Here is a 16,750-nt window from a genome sequence, read left to right as displayed (position 1 = left end):
ACGAACATGCACATCGACAGAAACCAGGGCAAGGTGCCGAGACGGCAAGCATTGATCGCTGGCTTGTTGGTGATGGCACTCGCAGGGCCAAGCCTGGCGCAGAGCCGACCGATCGCCAAGGTGTGGAAGGACCCGAGTTGCGGATGCTGCAAGGACTGGGTCTCACATCTGCAAGGCGCAGGCTTCGATGTGCAGGTTCTTGACACCGGGAACACGGCAGCGCGCACACGGCTGGGCATCCCGCAAAAGTACGGTTCGTGCCACACGGCGCAGATCGGCGGCTATGCCATCGAGGGTCATGTGCCTGCCTCGGACATTCAACGCTTGCTGCGTGAAGCCCCACAGGCCATCGGCCTCGCGGCGCCGGGCATGCCGGTCGGTTCGCCCGGCATGGATGGTCCGGCCTATGGTGGACGCAAGGACGCCTACGACGTGCTGCTGATCGGGAAAAACGGTAGTAGCACGGTCTATCAGTCGCATCGCTGACCATCCATCAACCCTTCTCCGTGGAGATATGCCATGCAGCATCAGCACACACAGACCCCCAGCGATCGGCCCCGGTTCTGGCGATCGCGCTACGGCGTGGCGTTCCTCATCATCGCCGCTGTCGCCGCGTATTTCCTGCTCAAGGAGCACACGGCACATGTTGCCGGCTATCTCCCCTTCCTGCTGCTGGCGGCTTGTCCGCTGATGCACCTGTTCATGCACCGTGGTCACGGCCACGGCGGACACGATCATGCCGCGCGTCAGAGGGAGGAAGGTGCCGCAGCCTCCAAGGAGCAGAAGCAATGAGTCGAGGCACTCGCACAGGGCGAGAACGCGACGCCGCGCTTGTCTCCTTGCGCGCCTGCGGCCTGCTGCGATCACCAGACACCAACGGTTAACGGCGAAGGGCACTTGTCACTATGAATTCATCCAGCAAGTCTTCAGGACATGAGCACGCGGGCATGGCGGCGGGTGCCACAACGTCCGACCCGCACACGCACCACCATCACGCCAGCCATGCTGGCAGTGACGACGCGGGCGGGTCCTCAAGCCACTCGCAGCCCGATGCCGCGACGCGCGATCCGGTGTGTGGCATGACAGTCACGGCAGCGTCGGAGCACCGCTCCACGCACTTGGGGAACACGTACTTGTTTTGCAGCACCGGATGCAAGGGCAAATTCGACGCCGATCCGGCGCGATTCGTGGGCGGAGGCGCGGGCACAAGCACCGGCAGCGGCCATGCCCCGCATCACCACGCCAGCACGGTGGTGCCACCGGCCCAGGCGCCAACGCCAGCCGCACCCGGAACGATCTACACCTGCCCGATGCACCCGGAGATCCGCCAAGATCATCCGGGAACCTGCCCCAAGTGCGGGATGACGCTGGAGCCTCTGCTGCCCGACCTCGATGACGACAACCCGGAGCTGCGTGACTTCTCGCATCGCTTCTGGTGGACCTTGCCGTTGACGCTCGTGGTTCTGGCGCTGGCGATGCTGGGTGAGCGGCTGCACCTGATGGACATGGCCACGCAGAGCTGGGTCGAGTTGGTGCTGTCGTTGCCGATCGTGCTGTGGGCCGGCTGGCCCTTCTTCTCCCGCGGCTGGCTGTCCGTGGTCAACCGCAGCCCGAACATGTGGACGCTGATCGGCCTGGGAACAGGTGCGGCATTCATCTACAGCGTCGTGGCAACCGTTGCGCCAGAAGTGTTTCCGGCATCCTTCATGTCCATGGGACGGGTCGGCGTGTATTTCGAGGCCGCCGCCGTCATCATCTCGCTGACCCTGCTCGGCCAGGTGCTGGAACTCAAAGCCCGCTCCCAGACTTCGGCGGCCATCAAGTCGCTGCTGGGGCTGGCGCCCAAGACCGCACGGCGCATCAATGCGGACGGCAGCGAGGAAGACGTGCCGCTCAGCCATGTGCACGTCGGCGACCTGCTGCGCATCCGACCCGGCGAGAAGGTGCCGGTGGATGGCATCGTGCACGAGGGCAGCAGCTCGATTGACGAGTCCATGCTGACTGGCGAACCGCTGCCCGTCAGCAAGCGCGTGGGCGACAAGGTCATCGGGGCCACACTCAACACCAGTGGCGCGCTGGTCATGCGTTCGGAGCGGATCGGCTCGGACACCGTTCTGTCGCAGATCGTGCAGATGGTCGCCCAGGCGCAGCGTTCCAAGGCGCCGATGCAACGCATGGCCGATGTCGTTGCCGGCTACTTCGTGATGGCCGTCGTCGCCATTGCGGTCACGACGCTCTTTGTCTGGGGATTCTTCGGGCCGCAGCCCACCTGGGTCTATGGACTCATCAATGCGGTGGCCGTCCTGATCATCGCCTGCCCGTGCGCGCTGGGTCTGGCCACGCCGATGTCGATCATGGTCGCAACGGGCCGTGGCGCCACGCAGGGGGTGCTGTTCCGCGATGCCGCGGCGATCGAGAATCTTCGCAAGGTCGATACCCTCGTCATCGACAAGACAGGAACCCTGACCGAAGGCCGACCTGCTTTCGATCAGGTCGTCGCAGCGCCCGGCTTTACGAACGATGAGGTGCTGCGTCTTGCGGCCAGCCTGGACCAGGGCAGTGAACACCCCCTGGCCGACGCCATCGTGCAGGCCGCGCGTGCCCAGGGCCTCCAACTCGTGAAGCCTCAGACCTTTGAATCGGGAACGGGCATCGGCGTGCGCGGGAAAGTTGAGCACCGGCAACTGGCGTTGGGCAATACGGTGCTGATGGAGCAGTCTGGCGTGTCGGTTGAGCAGCTCATACCCCAGGCAGAAGCTCTGCGCGGCGAAGGGGCCAGTGTCATGTATCTGGCTGTGGACGGGCAGCTCGCGGGCTTGCTCGCCGTATCCGATCCGGTCAAGGGCAGCACCCCCGAGGCCCTGGCCGCGTTGAAGGCTGCGGGCCTGCGGGTCATCATGGCCACCGGGGACGGGCAGACCACCGCCAAAGCCGTCGGTGCACGCCTGGGCATCGACGAGGTGCATGGTGAAGTCAAGCCGGCGGACAAGCTCATGTTGATAGAGCGTTTGCAGAGAGAGGGCCGCATCGTCGCCATGGCCGGAGACGGCATCAACGATGCGCCGGCCTTGGCGAAGGCAGACGTGGGCATCGCCATGGGAACCGGAACCGACGTGGCGATGAACAGCGCGCAGGTCACGCTGGTCAAAGGCGATCTGCGTGGCATCGCTGTCGCTCGCTCGCTCTCGGTGAGTACCGTGCGCAACATGAAGGAGAACCTCATGTTCGCCTTCTTCTACAACGCGCTGGGCATCCCCGTCGCCGCTGGGGTTCTCTATCCCCTCACGGGCTGGTTGCTGTCGCCCCTGATCGCAGCATTGGCGATGAGCCTGAGTTCGGCATCGGTCGTAGGCAACGCCTTGCGGCTGAGAGCGACCCGACTGTGACCAAGACATCTTTCAGAGCCAACAGGAGCCTGCTATCGACCAGCGAGCCGTTTCTTTCGTTCCACGCCGTTGCGAAGGCGCAAGCCTTATCTCGGCATTTCGTTCTTAAACCACCCTCACACATCAAGGTAGGAACCTCTATGACCCGTTCACATTTCATCGCCAAGCTCGTCGCGCCGATCGCTGCTGGCCTGTTCGCCACCGCCGCATTCGCGCATCCTTCGCTGGTATCTTCGACGCCGGCCGACAAGTCGCAGGTTTCCGCGCCAGCCACCATTGAGCTGAAGTTCTCCGAAACGCTGGTGCCGCAGTTCTCCGCCGCGAGCCTTGTCATGACGGGCATGCCGGGAATGGCGAGCCATGGCCCGATGAAGATCAACGCCAGCGTCGCGGGTGCCGGCGACGGCAAGACCATGGTCATCACGCCGGCACAAGCGCTCCAGCCGGGCGACTATCGCGTCGAATGGCGTGCCGTCTCCTCGGACACGCATCCGATCACGGGTAACTTCACCTTCAAGGTGAAGTAAGCCCATGGCCGGGGATTGGTTGACCATCGTCCTGCGCCTGGCGCTTTATCTGGACCTGGCGGCGGCGTTTGGCGTCGCCATGTTCGGTCTCTATGCTTTGGGCAACGACGAGCGATCCTCGACGATCTCGCGCCGCTATCGCGTACTCATTGGCGCATCCGCTGCCATCGGCATTGCCCTGTCGATGTGGGGCATGACGGTCATGGCCAAGGCCATGTCCGGCGCCCAAAGCTACGCGGAACTGTCAACGCACGTTTTCGACATGCTCATTACGGGCACGCACATGGGCATCGCCTGGTGCATTCGCATCCTGGCTCTGTTGGTGTGCGTGCTCGTCGCCGTGTTGCGCATGAAGTCAACACTGCGTTTTGCAGCGATGGCCGCTTCCAGCGGTGTGGCGTTGGCGACCCTTGCATGGGCGGGACATGGCGCCATGGATGACGGCGTGCGCGGATACATTCATCTCGCTTCGGACATCACGCACCTCTGGGCGGCCGGTGCCTGGGTAGGCGCATTGATCGCGTTCTTGGTGCTTGCGGCCAACAAACCAAATACCGGGCAAGGCTCAGTAGAGATCCTGAGCCGAACATCCAATGGTTTCGCCCGGATAGGTACGGTGATCGTGGCGGCACTCGTGGTGACTGGAGCCCTGAACTACCTGTTGATCGCTGGGCCATCACTTGATCCGCTCTTCTCAACGCTCTATGGCCGCCTGCTTGTAGGAAAACTCCTGTTGTTCGGAGGAATGCTCGCGCTGGCGGCAGCCAATCGGTTTCGACTGAGCCCAAGTCTGGAGGCGGCACTGAGAACAGGCAACCACGCACAAGCGGTCGTCAAGCTACGGCAGAGTCTGTTCACGGAGGCGACGTTAGCCGTTCTGGTTCTGGCGAGCGTTGCGTGGCTTGGCATCCTTTCTCCCAACGGCACCTAATCTTTGACTGGCTCTAAATGACAGCACATGAATTGAATGTAATGAATCGCCCCTGATTTCCTAGACACCTCGGAGCCTCAAACCTGAGGCCCAATAGGAGGTGCCATGAGCAATCAACGATATACAGAAGAATTCAAGAGCGAGGCGGTCAAGCAGATCTCCGAGCGCGGTCACCGGGTCGCCGAGGTGGCCCAGCGATTGGGCGTGAGCCAACACAGCCTGTACCAGTGGATCAAGGCGCGTCAGCAACCTGTTGAGCAGCGTCAAGCGCAGGCCTCGCAGTCGGAGGAGCTGCGTCGGCTCAAGGCCGAACTCAAGCGTGTGACCGAGGAGCGCGACATCCTAAAAAAGGCCGCAGCGTACTTTGCCAAGCAGTCCGGGTGAAGTACGCATTCATCAAACGCCACGCCCACGAGCACAGCGTGCGCCGGCTATGCCAGATGATGGGTGTGCACCCCAGCGGTTTCTATGCTTGGCAAGTCCAACCGCACAGTCCACGCGCAATGGATGATCAACGCCTGCTGGGCTTGCTCAAGCAAGCCTGGCTGGAAAGTGGTGGCGTGTACGGCTATCGCAAGCTCACGCTGGACATGCGTGAACTGGGAGAGAGCTGCGGTAAACATCGCGTGGCGCGACTGCTCAAAAGCGAAGGGTTGCGCTCACAGACAGGTTATCGCCGCCGGCCTGGCAGCCGTGGGGGCAAGCCCGCTGTCGTGGCCCCCAACCATCTCCAGCGGCAATTCACGGTCGATGCGCCCAATCAGTCCTGGGTCACTGACATCACCTACATCCGCACCCATGAGGGATGGTTGTACTTGGCCGTCGTCCTTGACCTGTTCTCGCGCCAGGTCGTTGGCTGGTCAATGGGGCATCGCATCGACACCGCACTGGTGCTCGATGCACTGATGATGGCGCTGTGGAGGCGTCAACCCAAGCAACAGGTCTTGATCCATTCGGATCAGGGCAGCCAGTTCACTGGCCACGAATGGCAAGCCTTCTTGCGAGATCACAACCTGAGTTGCAGCATGAGCCGTCGCGGAAATTGCCATGACAACGCAGTCGCCGAGAGCTTCTTCCAGTTGCTCAAACGTGAGCGCATTCGTCGCCAGATCTACCCCACGCGCGAGCAAGCCAGGTCCGACGTCTTCAACTACATCGAGATGTTCTACAACCCCAGACGTCGCCACGGCACTGCTGGCGGCCTATCTCCGATAGAGTTCGAGCAACGCCATTCCCAACGGCTCACGAGTGTCTAGGGAAGACGGGGCGGTTCACACGCGCTGCTGGTCGGGGCCATTCTGCATGTCCTCTACGCGAGCGAAGACAAGACGCTGCGCGGTGTCGCCAACTTTCTGTCCGACCCGGCCAGCCCGTTCGAGCTGACCTTGCACCGGATGATGACCACGCCGCACCTCGGCGATGGGCCGCATCCGGTCGTCGCATCGGCGGCGCGCGAAGTGCTCAACAAATCGGACAACGAGCGTTCCGGCGTGTTGAGCACCGCCATGTCGTTCCTCGGCCTGTACCGCGACCCGACGGTGGCCGAAGTCACCTCGCGCTGCGATTGGCGCATCGCCGACCTGATCGCGGCCGAGTATCCGGTGTCGCTGTATCTCGTGGTGCCGCCTTCGGACATTTCGCGGACGAAGCCGCTTATTCGCCTGATCCTCAACCAGATCGGGCGGCGGCTCACCGAATCGCTCGATGGTTCCGATGGCATCGCGCGCCGCCACAAGCTGCTGCTGATGCTCGACGAGTTCCCGGCGCTGGGGCGCCTGGACTTCTTCGAGACGGCGCTGGCCTTCATGGCGGGCTACGGCATCCGCAGCTTCCTGATCGCGCAGTCGCTCAACCAGATCGACAAGGCGTATGGGCAAAACCACTCCATCCTCGACAACTGCCATGTGCGCGTGACGTTCGCCACCAACGACGAGCGCACCGCCAAACGCATCTCCGAAACGCTGGGCACCGCCACCGAGCTGCGCGCGCAACGCAACTACGCCGGCCACAGATTGGCCCCGTGGCTCGGCCACTTGATGGTGTCGCGGCAGGAAACAGCGCGCCCGCTGCTGACGCCGGGTGAGGTGATGCAGCTTCCGCCTGACGAGGCGGTGGTGATGGTGTCCAGCGTCGCGCCGATCAAGGCGAAGAAGCTGCGCTACTACGCGGACGCCAATTTCAAGCGCCGCGTGCTGCCACCGCCCACGCCGGCGGATGGGCAGTACGCCGACGCGCCGCCGGCCCGCGCCGACGACTGGAGCGGGCTGGTGATTCCTGCTGCACCCCCTGCGCCGGCCACGGCATCCGCCGATGGCCTGGAGAACTTGGGTTCGGCCGACGACGGTGGCCCGCGCCGCCAGCCCGAACTAACTGAGGCCGTCGCCTACGACCCCGAATTGGCCGCGCCCACGGCCGACCTTGGGCTGCTCGATGACGACGACTTGCCGCTTCCCCTTCCGCGCCAGCTCGATCCAGCCATGCAGCGCACGGCCCGGCTGGCTTCCCTCGACCCCAACGACGGAATCGAGCTATGAGCCACTACCGCCTGAACCTCTTTATCCAGCCGGAGCACGCCAAGCGGCTCGATGAGCTGGCCGCCAAGAAGGGCGTGTCCAAGTCGTCCATCGTCGCGGCGGCGCTCGCATCGTGGCTGTCGCCCGATGCCGCCGACCAGCGCGAGGCGGCTATCGCCAAGAGGCTGGATCGCCTGTCTCGCCAGGCCGAGCGCATGGAGCGCGACCAGAACATCCAGATCGAAACGCTGGCGCTGTTCATCCGCTACTACCTGACCGTGAGCACGCCTGTTCCCGAGGCGCACCAAGACGCCGCCCGCGCCCAGGGCAAGGCGCGGTTCGAGCAGTTCGTTGAACAGTTGGGCCGCCACCTGCTACGTGGGCGAAGCCTGGTGCGTGACGTGGTGGAAGAACTGCACCCCGACCCGATGCGGATGGAGGACGCGGCGGTAGTCGCCAAAGCGCAGGAGCGTGCGTCATGAGCGCCGTTCCGCAGTCCATGAGCACCACGTCGTTCGACCGCCGCATCCAGATGCTGCGCACGGCGATGGGGCCGCTGATCGCCGCCGCGCTCGAAGACCCGGACGTGGTGGAAGTAATGCTGAATCCCGATCGCACCCTTTGGGTGGATCGGCTTTCCAGCGGGCGCGCACCGATGGGCGTGGAGCTGTCCGAAGCGGACGGCGAGCGAATCATCCGCCTCGTGGCCGCCCACGTCGGCGCGGAGGTACACCGCGGCCAACCGCTGCTGTCGGCAGAGTTGCCCGAGACGGGAGAACGCTTCGAGGGCATCTTGCCGCCGGCTGCACCGGGGCCGGCCTTCGCGCTGCGCAAGCGGGCCATCGGCGTGATCCCGCTGGAGCGGTACGTCATCGACGGGATGATGACCAGCGCCCAGGCGGGCTTTCTCGTTCGCGCCGTGCGCGAGCGCCAGAACGTCCTGATCGCCGGCGCCACCAGCAGCGGCAAGACCACGCTCGCCAATGCTTTGCTCGCCGAAATCGCCGCCACCGGCGACCGCGTACTGGTGCTCGAAGACACGGTGGAACTTCAATGCGCGGCCCGCGACCACGTTCCGCTGCGCACCCGCGCAGGCGTGGTGTCGATGACCGAACTGGTGCGCTCGTCCATGCGCCTGCGCCCTGATCGCGTCGTCGTCGGCGAGGTGCGCGGCGCCGAGGCGCTGGATCTCATCAAGGTGTGGGGCACGGGCCACCCCGGCGGCATCGCCACGATCCATGCCGGCTCCGCGCTCGGCGCGCTGCTGCGCCTGGAGCAACTGATTCTCGAAGTGGCGGTGAACCCGCCGCGTGCGCTGATCGCCGAGGCGGTCAACGTGGTGATCCACATCGCCGGTCGCGGGCGCAAGCGCCGCATCGAGAGCATCGCCCGCGTCGTCGGCTTCGACGGCGTGGGCTACCAACTGGCGGACGCGCTGGAAACGCCGTTTCCCGAGCTGCCGCCACCTCCCGATGCCGCACCCGCTGCGGCGACCTCCCCATCCCCTGACTCAACTGGAGAACTGCCATGACGCAGATGACCATTCCTGCTTTCCGTTTTTCTGCAAATCCGGCTTTGCGTCTCGCGCGGCTGCGCTGCTTGGCCCGCCCTGCGGGGCAAGGGCTGCTGCTGGCCGCGCTGCTGCTGTTCCTGGCTGGAACCGCACAGGCCGCCGGCTCCTCGATGCCGTGGGAAGGTCCGCTGCAATCCATCCTTGAATCCATCCAGGGGCCGGTGGCGCGCATCGTCGCCGTCATCATCATCATCGCCACGGGCCTCGCGCTCGCATTCGGCGACACGTCCGGCGGATTCCGCAAGCTGATCCAGATCGTGTTCGGTCTGTCCATCGCGTTCGCCGCGTCCTCGTTCTTCCTGTCGTTCTTTTCGTTCTCTGGCGGGGCTGTCGTATGAGCGGCCCGGACAGCTTCGCGGCAGGGTTCGAGGTGCCTTTGCACCGCTCGCTCACCGAGCCGATCTTGTTAGGCGGCGCACCGCGTACGGTGGCGATTGCCAACGGCACGCTGGCCGCCGCCGTCGGGCTGGGCCTGCAACTGTGGATTCCTGGCGTCGTGCTCTGGATCGTCGGCCATTCGCTGGCGGTATGGGGTGCGCGCGTCGATCCACAGTTCATGGCCGTGTTCGCCCGGCACATCAAACACCGCCCGCTGCTGGACGTGTGAGGTGATGCCATGCTGAACCTCGCTGAATACCGCCAGCGGCCCGCACTGCTCGCCGACTGGCTGCCCTGGGCCGGACTCGTCGCGCGGGGTGTCGTCTTGAACAAGGACGGCAGTTTCCAGCGCACGGCCCGGTTTCGCGGGCCTGACCTCGACAGTGCCACGCAAGGCGAGCTGATCGCCACGTCGGCGCGCTTGAACAACGCGCTGCGCCGGCTGGGGTCGGGCTGGGCGCTATTCATCGAGGCCGAGCGCCGCGCCGCCGCCGACTATCCGCACTCGGCGTTCCCCGAGCCGCTGTCGTGGCTGGTGGACGAGGAACGCCGGGCCACATTCGAGGACTCGGGCAATCACTTCGAGAGCGGCTATCACCTGACGCTGGTGTACCTGCCGCCCGAGGAATCGCACGCCCGCGCGGCGGGGATGCTGTACGAGAACCGGCCTACCGACGGCGTGGACTGGCGCGAGCGGCTGCAAGCTTTCGCCGCAGAAACGGATCGCATCTTTGACCTGCTCGACGGCGTGATGCCGGAGATTGACTGGCTCGATGACGCGCAGACGCTGACCTACCTGCACGCGACCATCTCGACGCGGCGCTATCGCGTCGGCGTGCCCGAAGTGCCGTTCCACATCGACGCGCTGCTGACCGACTCCGCACTTGTCGGTGGCTTGGCGCCCATGCTGGGCGACCGGCACCTGCGCGTGGTGTCGGTGCGGGGATTTCCGCCCTCGACCTGGCCGGGGATTCTGGACGACCTCAACCGCCTTGGCTTTGCGTACCGCTGGAGCACGCGCTTTCTCTGCCTCGACAAAGCCGAGGCGGAAAGAGAACTCGCCCGCCTGCGCCGCCAGTGGTTCGCCAAGCGCAAGAACGTCATCGCGCTGCTGCGCGAAACGATCTTTCAGCAGGAAAGCCCGCTGGTCGATACCGACGCGAACAACAAGGCGGCGGACGCGGATGCTGCCTTGCAGGAGCTGGGCAGCGATCAAGTCGCCTTCGGCTACCTGACGGCGACCGTCACCGTCATGGACGAGGACGCCGGCGCAGCCGACGAGAAGCTGCGCATGGTGGAGCGTGCCATCCAGGGCCGGGGCTTCGTCACCATTCCCGAAACGCTCAACGCCGTGGATGCATGGCTGTCGTCCATTCCGGGCAACGCCTACGCCAACGTGCGCCAGCCCATCGTCTCGACGCTGAACCTGGCGCACATGATGCCGGTGTCGGCGGTATGGGCCGGCCCGGAGAAGAACGACCATCTCGGCGGCCCGCCGCTGATCGTCACGCGCACCGATGGCGCCACGCCGTTCCGGCTGGTGACGCACATCGGCGACGTTGGCCACACGCTGGTAGCAGGCCCGACCGGCATGGGCAAGTCGGTCTTGCTCGCCACGCTGGCGATGCAGTTCCGCCGCTATCGCGGCTCGCGCATCTTCGCCTTCGACATGGGCCGCTCCATGCGTGCCACCATCCTCGGCCTGGGCGGCGAACACTACGACCTCGGCACGGATGGCGAAATCGCCTTCCAGCCGCTCGCGCGCATCGACCGCGAGGGCTACCGCACCTGGGCTGCCGAATGGATCGAAGGCCGCTTGCTGCATGAAGGCGTGGCGGTCGGCCCGGACGAGAAGGCCGCCATCTGGTCGGCGCTGGGGAGCCTCGCCGGTGCGCCGGTGGAGCAGCGCACCATGACCGGCATGTCGGTGCTCTTGCAGTCCAACGCACTACGCCAAGCGCTCGCGCCGTATGTGCTCGGCGGCGCGCACGGCAAGCTGCTGGACGCCGACCACGACCGGCTAGGCATGGCCGACGTGCAGTGCTTCGAGATGGAGGAACTGATGCACAGCAAGGCCGCCGTCATGGCCGTGCTGCACTACCTCTTTGCGCGTTTCGATGAACGCTTTGACGGGGCGCCCACGCTGCTGATCCTCGATGAAGCGTGGCTGTTCCTCGATGACCCGGTGTTTGCCGCGCGCATCCGGCAATGGCTCAAGACGCTGCGCAAGAAGAACGTCAGCGTCATCTTCGCCACGCAGAGCCTTGCCGACATCAAGGATTCGAGCATCGCGCCCGCGATCATCGAGAGCTGCGCGAGTCGGATTTTCTTGCCCAACCCGCAGGCGACCGAGCCGCAGATTCGCACGATCTACGAGGGCTTCGGCCTCAACAGGCGGCAGATCGAAATCGTCGCCACCGCGCAGCCCAAGCGCGACTACTACTACCAATCGCGCCTCGGCAATCGCCTGTTCGACCTCGACCTGGGGCCGGCGGCGCTGGCCTTCGCGGGCGCGTCCACGCCGCAAGACCTGAGCGGACGCTCGTAGCGCTGCTGCACCAGCCGCACCCAGTATTCCTCGTTCTGCAGGTCGAGCACGTGCAGCTTGAGCCGGTGGTCTTCGGTGAGATCCACCCACACCGTGCCCGGCGTGTAGGTGACGATGCAGGCCAGCATGGCCAGCCCGTGCGGGTCGCGCAGCGTGAGCGGAATCATGATGAACCCGGGCGAGAAGTCGTTGGGCCGGGGGTTCAGGATGAGCCGCGCCACGGCCAGGTTCGACTTGATGATGTCCAGGGTGACATGCAGGAACAGCGGCACCGCCTTCCAGAGACGGTGCGGGCGCGCCTTGAGCGGCCGCAGCCGCGACGCGGCCCAGGTGAACCAGAGCGCCAGCGCGATGCCCAGCGCGATCTGCCCGGCCGACAGGCTTTGGTTGAGCACCAGCCACAGGACGAACAGGAAAACGGGCAGGAACAGGAAATAGAGTCGGCGCATCAGCTTCCTCCCTGCATGCCGCGCACGGTCTGCGCCGCCATGACGGCGTCGATATAGGTGCGGGGCTGGTCCAGCGAGCGGGCGGCGTCGTCGAGGTAGGCCGACACCGGGCCGGCCCCCGCGGCCAGGGCCACGCACAGGAGGATGAGGACCGCCACCGGCCCGGATCCTCGATCACYAAAAGCCTTGGCATTGGCGTTCGTCGGTTTGAGCGTGTCGGCGGCGCAAGCGGCCGAATACCCTATCGGCAAGCCCGTGGAAAAGGGCGGCATGGAAATCGGCGCGGTGTATCTGCAGCCCATTGAAATGGACCCCCCGGCATGATGCGCGACGCCAAGGATTCCGACGTACACCTGGAAGCCGACATCCACGCTACCGCCGGCAACAAGACGGGCTTTCCCGAAGGCGAATGGGTGCCGTACCTTGTGGTCGACTACGAAATCCAGAAGGTGGGCAGCCAGAACGTGCAGAAGGGCACCTTCATGCCCATGGTCGCCAACGACGGGCCGCACTACGGCGACAACGTCAAGCTCGAAGGCCCGGGCAAGTACAAGCTGAAGTATTCCATCAAGCCGCCCACCGCGGCCAAGATGAATCACTTCGGGCGCCACATCGNCCAGCCCCATGGACCATACTTTGGCGACCATGATCTCCGAGGGCGTCACCGGCATGACCAGCAGGTGCTCGATGGTGCCGTGCTCGCGTTCGCGTATCAGCGCCGCCCGGTGAGAATGATGGAGAGGATGGTGACGTTGTTGATGATCTCCATCAGCGCCCGAACCACGACTGCGTCAGGTTGGGGTTGAAGCGCATGCGCACCGTCWGSTACCACCCGCGCGTTTCCGTCAAGCGGGCCGGGCGCGCCGGGCAAGCCCCGGCGCGCCGCCGCTGCCTCAGTTGGTGAGCTTGATGTTGCGTTCCTTGGCGATGCGCTGGCGCAGTTCCAGCTCGCGCTTGATCTGCGCGGCGTACTCGGCCGGCGTGTTGCCGTCGACCAGCGCGCCGCCGTCGGCCAGGCGCTGCGCGATCTTGGGATCCTTCAGGGCCTTGACGGCGGCGTCGTGCACGCGGTCAACCACGGCCTTGGGCGTGCCGGCCGGGGCGACCAGGCCGTACCAGGCCATGTTGTCCATCTGCGGCAGGCCGGCCTCGGCGAAGTTGGGCACGTCGGGCAGCGAAGGCAGGCGCTTGGGCGCGGCCACGGCCAGGGCGCGCAGCTTGCCGGCCTGGATGTGGGGCAGCGAGGAGGGCAGATTGTCGAACTGGGCATTCACCTGGCCGGCGATCGTGTCGTTGAGCGCCGGGCCCGAGCCGCGGTAGGGCACGTGCACCATGTCGGTGTTGGTCAGCGACTTGAAGAGCTCGCCGTCCAGGTGGCTGATGCCGCCGGTGCCCGAGGAGGCGTAGCTGTACTTGCCGGGGTTGCTCTTGAGCAGGGTGATGAATTCGGCCAGCGTCTTGGCCGGCACCTTCGGGTTCACGGTCAGCACGTTGGGCACGTTGACCAGGTTGGTGATGGGCGTGAAATCCTTGATGGGGTCGTAGGGGTTGTTGGGGTTGGTGGCCGGGTTCGTCGCCATGGTGCTGACGGTGGCCACGCCCAGGGTGTAGCCGTCGGGCGCCGAACGCACCAGCGCGTCCGCGCCGATCGAGCCGCCGCCGCCGCCCCGGTTCTCCACCACGACCGGCTGGCCCAGCTCGCGGGTCAGGCCCTCGGCCACGATGCGGGCCACGATATCGGTGGTGCCGCCCGCCGCGAAGGGCACGATGAGCCGGATGGGTTTGTTCGGGTAGGCGTCCGCGGCCTGGGCGGGAGCCGCCAGGCAGAGCCCGGCAATGGCGGCGGCCAGGGCGGCCTTGGCATGGGTCAGCAGGTTCAAGTGTCTTCTCCGGAATCGTCGGTTCTTTATCGGGAGGCGCCTGTGTCCAAAATCGGGACACATTGCGCCCCGAAGCGCGGAACAGGGCCGCATCCGGCTTCTGCGCGCTTCGTGGGCGCAATTGCACACAAAAATGTCACAGTCCGATATGCGGAGGAACCCGCAGCGCGGGCCGGCGGCTGCGCAACGATTGCGCAGCGATCATGCTGCGATCGGCCCGGTACGCGCACAAATTCCTGCATAACTTACAAGAATCTGATATTTTTCCGGGTGAGATTCCCGGCCGGGTCTTGCAAGAAAACTGTTGCGCATGTTTCCGTCCACGCCTTCAATGACGTAGGTGAGGCCCCGAGCGGGCCGCGTGCCGTGCAGCGACGCTCCGGTTGAGGGTTCCGTCCGTTTTCACCTCCCCGGCTGTTTCGTCTTCCGCTGTCCCGGGCCGCGGAAGGGGGGCCCGGACACACTCGGAACGCCATGTCGCTGATCCTGATACTCGCTCTGCCTTTCGCCGGCAGCCTGTGCGCCGCGTTGCTGCCGTCCAATGCTCGCAACGCCGAAGCATGGCTGGCCGGCATCATCGCCCTGGCCTGTGCGCTGCTGGTCATCAGCCTGTATCCCGACATCTCCCACGGAAAGGTCATCCGGGCCGACATGCCCTGGGCGCCCGCCCTCGGCCTGCAGTTCACCCTGCGCATGGACGGTTTCGCCTGGCTGTTCGCCCTCATCGTGTCGGGAATGGGCGCGCTCATCGTGCTGTACGCGCGCTACTACATGTCGCCGGAAGACCCGGTGCCGCGCTTCTTCTCTTTTTTCCAGGCGTTCATGGCCGCCATGCTGGGCGTGGTGCTTTCGGGCAACCTCATCCAGCTCGTCATGTTCTGGGAAATGACCAGCCTGGCCTCCTTCATGCTGATCGCGTACTGGCACCACCGCCTGGACGCGCGGCGCGGCGCCCGCATGGCGCTGACGGTCACGGGCGCGGGCGGGCTGTGCCTGCTGGCCGGCGTGCTCATCCTGGGCCACATCGTGGGCAGCTACGACCTGGACCGCGTCCTGGCCGCCGGCGACCTGGTGCGCGCCGACCCCTGGTATCCGGCCGTGCTGGTCCTGCTGGGGCTGGGCGCGCTCACCAAGAGCGCGCAGTTTCCCTTCCATTTCTGGCTGCCCAACGCCATGGCCGCGCCCACGCCCGTGTCGGCCTACCTGCACTCGGCCACCATGGTGAAGGCGGGCGTGTTCCTGCTGGCGCGGTTCTGGCCGGTGCTGTCCGGCACCGACGAGTGGTTCTGGATCATCGGCGGGGCAGGGCTGGTCACGCTGGTGCTGGGCGCCTACGCCGCCATCTTCCAGCAGGACATGAAAGGGGTGCTGGCCTATTCCACCATCAGCCACCTGGGGCTGATTACGCTGCTGCTCGGGCTGAACAGCTCCCTGGCCCTGGTGGCGGCCATTTTCCACATGGTGAACCACGCCACGTTCAAGGCCTCGCTCTTCATGGCCGCGGGCATCGTGGACCACGAAACGGGCACGCGCGACCTCACGCGGCTTTCCGGCCTGCACAAGGCCATGCCCATCACGGCGGCGCTCGCCATGGTGGCGGCCGCGTCCATGGCGGGCGTGCCGCTGCTCAACGGCTTCATTTCCAAGGAAATGTTCTTCGCCGAAACCACCTTCGTGAGCGGCGACTGGCTCACCCGCACCGGCCTGCCGCTGGCGGCCACGGTGGCGGGGGCCTTCAGCGTGGCGTATTCGCTGCGCTTCATCCTGCAGGTCTTCTTCGGGCCGCCGGCCACCGACCTGCCGCGCGCGCCGCACGAGCCGCCGCGCTGGATGCTGTTTCCCAGCGCGCTGCTGGTGTTCATGTGCCTGGTCGTGGGCATTTTGCCGGGCCTGACGGTGGGCCCGTTCCTGGCCACGGCGGCCCGCAGCATCCTGGGCGCTGACATGCCCGAATACAGCCTGGCGGTCTGGCACGGCATCAACCTGCCGCTCATCATGAGCGTGGTCGCCATGACCGCCGGCGTCGTCATCTATCTCGCCCTGCGCGCCCACCAGCAGGCCAACCCCGGGCGCGTGCCCTTCATCTACCGGCTGGACGGCCGCCGCAGCTTCGAGGCCCTGCTCGACGGCTCCAGCGTGGCGGCGTCCTGGCTGCTGCGCCGGCTGGCCACCTCGCGCCTGCAGGTGCAGATGCTGCTCATCGTGCTGGGCACGCTGTTCGTGGCCTGGCTGCCGTTGCGCGCGGGCGGCTGGTTCGAGGGAGGAGGGCTGCCGCAGACGGTAGACCCCGTGTTCCTGCTGCTCTGGGTGGTGGGCGGCACGAGCGCCGTAGCCGCGGCGTACCAGGCGAAATACCACCGGCTGGCGTCGCTGGCGCTGGCCGGCGCCGCGGGCCTGGTCACCTGCCTGACCTTCGTCTGGTTCTCGGCGCCCGACCTGGCGCTCACGCAGCTCTCGGTGGAAGTCGTGACGCTGGTGCTGTTGCTGCTGGGACTGCGCTGGCTGCCGCGCCGCATCGAAGACGACGAGCCGGGCAAGGCCACGCTGCGCGCGCGCAGCCGGCGC

At 65.7% G+C, this 16,750-nt stretch carries 12 protein-coding genes and 6 pseudogenes; 14 read left to right on the top strand and 4 right to left on the bottom strand.

All coding sequences use genetic code 11. The features are described from left to right. Window positions 1–6: 6 nt before the first annotated feature. The 12 genes and pseudogenes from AD428_RS05785 to trbE all read left to right on the top strand — a co-directional run. Window positions 7–486, top strand: coding sequence for a DUF411 domain-containing protein (locus AD428_RS05785; protein ID WP_053244504.1), 480 nt, complete (start codon window positions 7–9; stop codon window positions 484–486). A 33-nt stretch (window positions 487–519) separates the two neighbouring features. Then, entirely contained in the window at window positions 520–792 is a 273-nt protein-coding gene (locus tag AD428_RS05780) for a DUF2933 domain-containing protein (RefSeq protein ID WP_018716232.1), read from the top strand. 113 nt (window positions 793–905) lie between these two features. Then, the gene (locus AD428_RS05775) at window positions 906–3,386 is read left to right on the top strand and encodes a heavy metal translocating P-type ATPase (protein WP_076342751.1); all 2,481 of its coding nucleotides are present in this window, start codon (window positions 906–908) and stop codon (window positions 3,384–3,386) included. Window positions 3,387–3,526: 140 nt separating this feature from the next. After that, entirely contained in the window at window positions 3,527–3,913 is a 387-nt protein-coding gene (copC, locus tag AD428_RS05770) for a copper homeostasis periplasmic binding protein CopC (RefSeq protein WP_018716234.1), read from the top strand. Between the two features lie 4 nt (window positions 3,914–3,917). Next, window positions 3,918–4,844 (top strand): copper homeostasis membrane protein CopD, encoded by a 927-nt coding sequence (gene copD, locus AD428_RS05765; protein WP_053244503.1) that lies wholly within the window; start codon window positions 3,918–3,920, stop codon window positions 4,842–4,844. Window positions 4,845–4,949: 105 nt separating this feature from the next. Continuing rightward, a protein-coding gene (locus AD428_RS05755; protein WP_152967996.1) for an IS3 family transposase occupies window positions 4,950–6,100 on the top strand; the annotation gives its coding sequence in 2 pieces (ribosomal slippage) (window positions 4,950–5,196 and window positions 5,196–6,100; 1,152 coding nt in all). 15 nt (window positions 6,101–6,115) lie between these two features. Next, window positions 6,116–7,378 (top strand): annotated as a pseudogene (gene traG / locus AD428_RS05750) (IncP-type conjugal transfer protein TraG); the annotation flags it as partial. Beyond that, window positions 7,375–7,839 (top strand): ribbon-helix-helix protein, CopG family, encoded by a 465-nt coding sequence (locus AD428_RS05745; RefSeq protein ID WP_053244501.1) that lies wholly within the window; start codon window positions 7,375–7,377, stop codon window positions 7,837–7,839. The pseudogene traG and the gene AD428_RS05745, both read left to right, overlap by 4 nt. Next, window positions 7,836–8,888 carry a P-type conjugative transfer ATPase TrbB gene (trbB, locus tag AD428_RS05740; protein WP_053244500.1) on the top strand — a complete coding sequence of 351 codons (1,053 nt, stop codon included), beginning with the start codon at window positions 7,836–7,838 and terminating at the stop codon, window positions 8,886–8,888. The genes AD428_RS05745 and trbB overlap by 4 nt, the downstream gene beginning before the upstream one ends. Beyond that, on the top strand, window positions 8,885–9,268 hold the full coding sequence (locus AD428_RS05735; protein WP_003103996.1) for a TrbC/VirB2 family protein: 384 nt from the start codon (window positions 8,885–8,887) through the stop codon (window positions 9,266–9,268). The genes trbB and AD428_RS05735 overlap by 4 nt, the downstream gene beginning before the upstream one ends. Beyond that, a complete protein-coding gene (locus AD428_RS05730; RefSeq protein WP_008786754.1) occupies window positions 9,265–9,537 on the top strand; it encodes a VirB3 family type IV secretion system protein in 273 nt (90 codons plus the stop codon). The genes AD428_RS05735 and AD428_RS05730 overlap by 4 nt, the downstream gene beginning before the upstream one ends. Before the next feature lie 9 nt (window positions 9,538–9,546). Then, window positions 9,547–11,838, top strand: a pseudogene (gene trbE, locus AD428_RS05725) (conjugal transfer protein TrbE); the annotation flags it as partial. 2 nt (window positions 11,839–11,840) lie between these two features. On the opposite strand, the pseudogene AD428_RS05720 reads toward trbE, so the two are convergent. Then, a pseudogene (locus tag AD428_RS05720) lies at window positions 11,841–12,305 on the bottom strand (Na+/H+ antiporter subunit E); the annotation flags it as partial. After that, window positions 12,305–12,472, bottom strand: a pseudogene (locus AD428_RS27020) (monovalent cation/H+ antiporter subunit D); the annotation flags it as partial. The pseudogenes AD428_RS05720 and AD428_RS27020, both read right to left, overlap by 1 nt. Between AD428_RS27020 and AD428_RS25975 the strand changes: the two are divergent. Further along, window positions 12,450–12,920 (top strand): annotated as a pseudogene (locus tag AD428_RS25975) (iron transporter); the annotation flags it as partial. The pseudogenes AD428_RS27020 and AD428_RS25975 overlap by 23 nt on opposite strands. A gap of 1 nt (window position 12,921) precedes the next feature. Here the strand turns inward: AD428_RS25975 and AD428_RS25970 are convergent. After that, window positions 12,922–13,124, bottom strand: a pseudogene (locus tag AD428_RS25970) (hypothetical protein); the annotation flags it as partial. A gap of 74 nt (window positions 13,125–13,198) precedes the next feature. Next, a complete protein-coding gene (locus AD428_RS05710) occupies window positions 13,199–14,185 on the bottom strand; it encodes a Bug family tripartite tricarboxylate transporter substrate binding protein (protein WP_053244499.1) in 987 nt (328 codons plus the stop codon). Window positions 14,186–14,659: 474 nt separating this feature from the next. Here AD428_RS05710 and AD428_RS05705 point away from each other — a divergent pair. Beyond that, on the top strand, window positions 14,660–16,750 hold a 2,091-nt coding region (locus AD428_RS05705; RefSeq protein WP_053244498.1), incomplete at its 3' end, for a monovalent cation/H+ antiporter subunit A.

It is taken from the genome of Achromobacter sp. DMS1 (assembly GCF_001270295.1).
The sequence above is the reverse complement of the archived record's forward strand: the minus strand, read 5'-3'. Positions and strand labels throughout refer to the sequence as shown.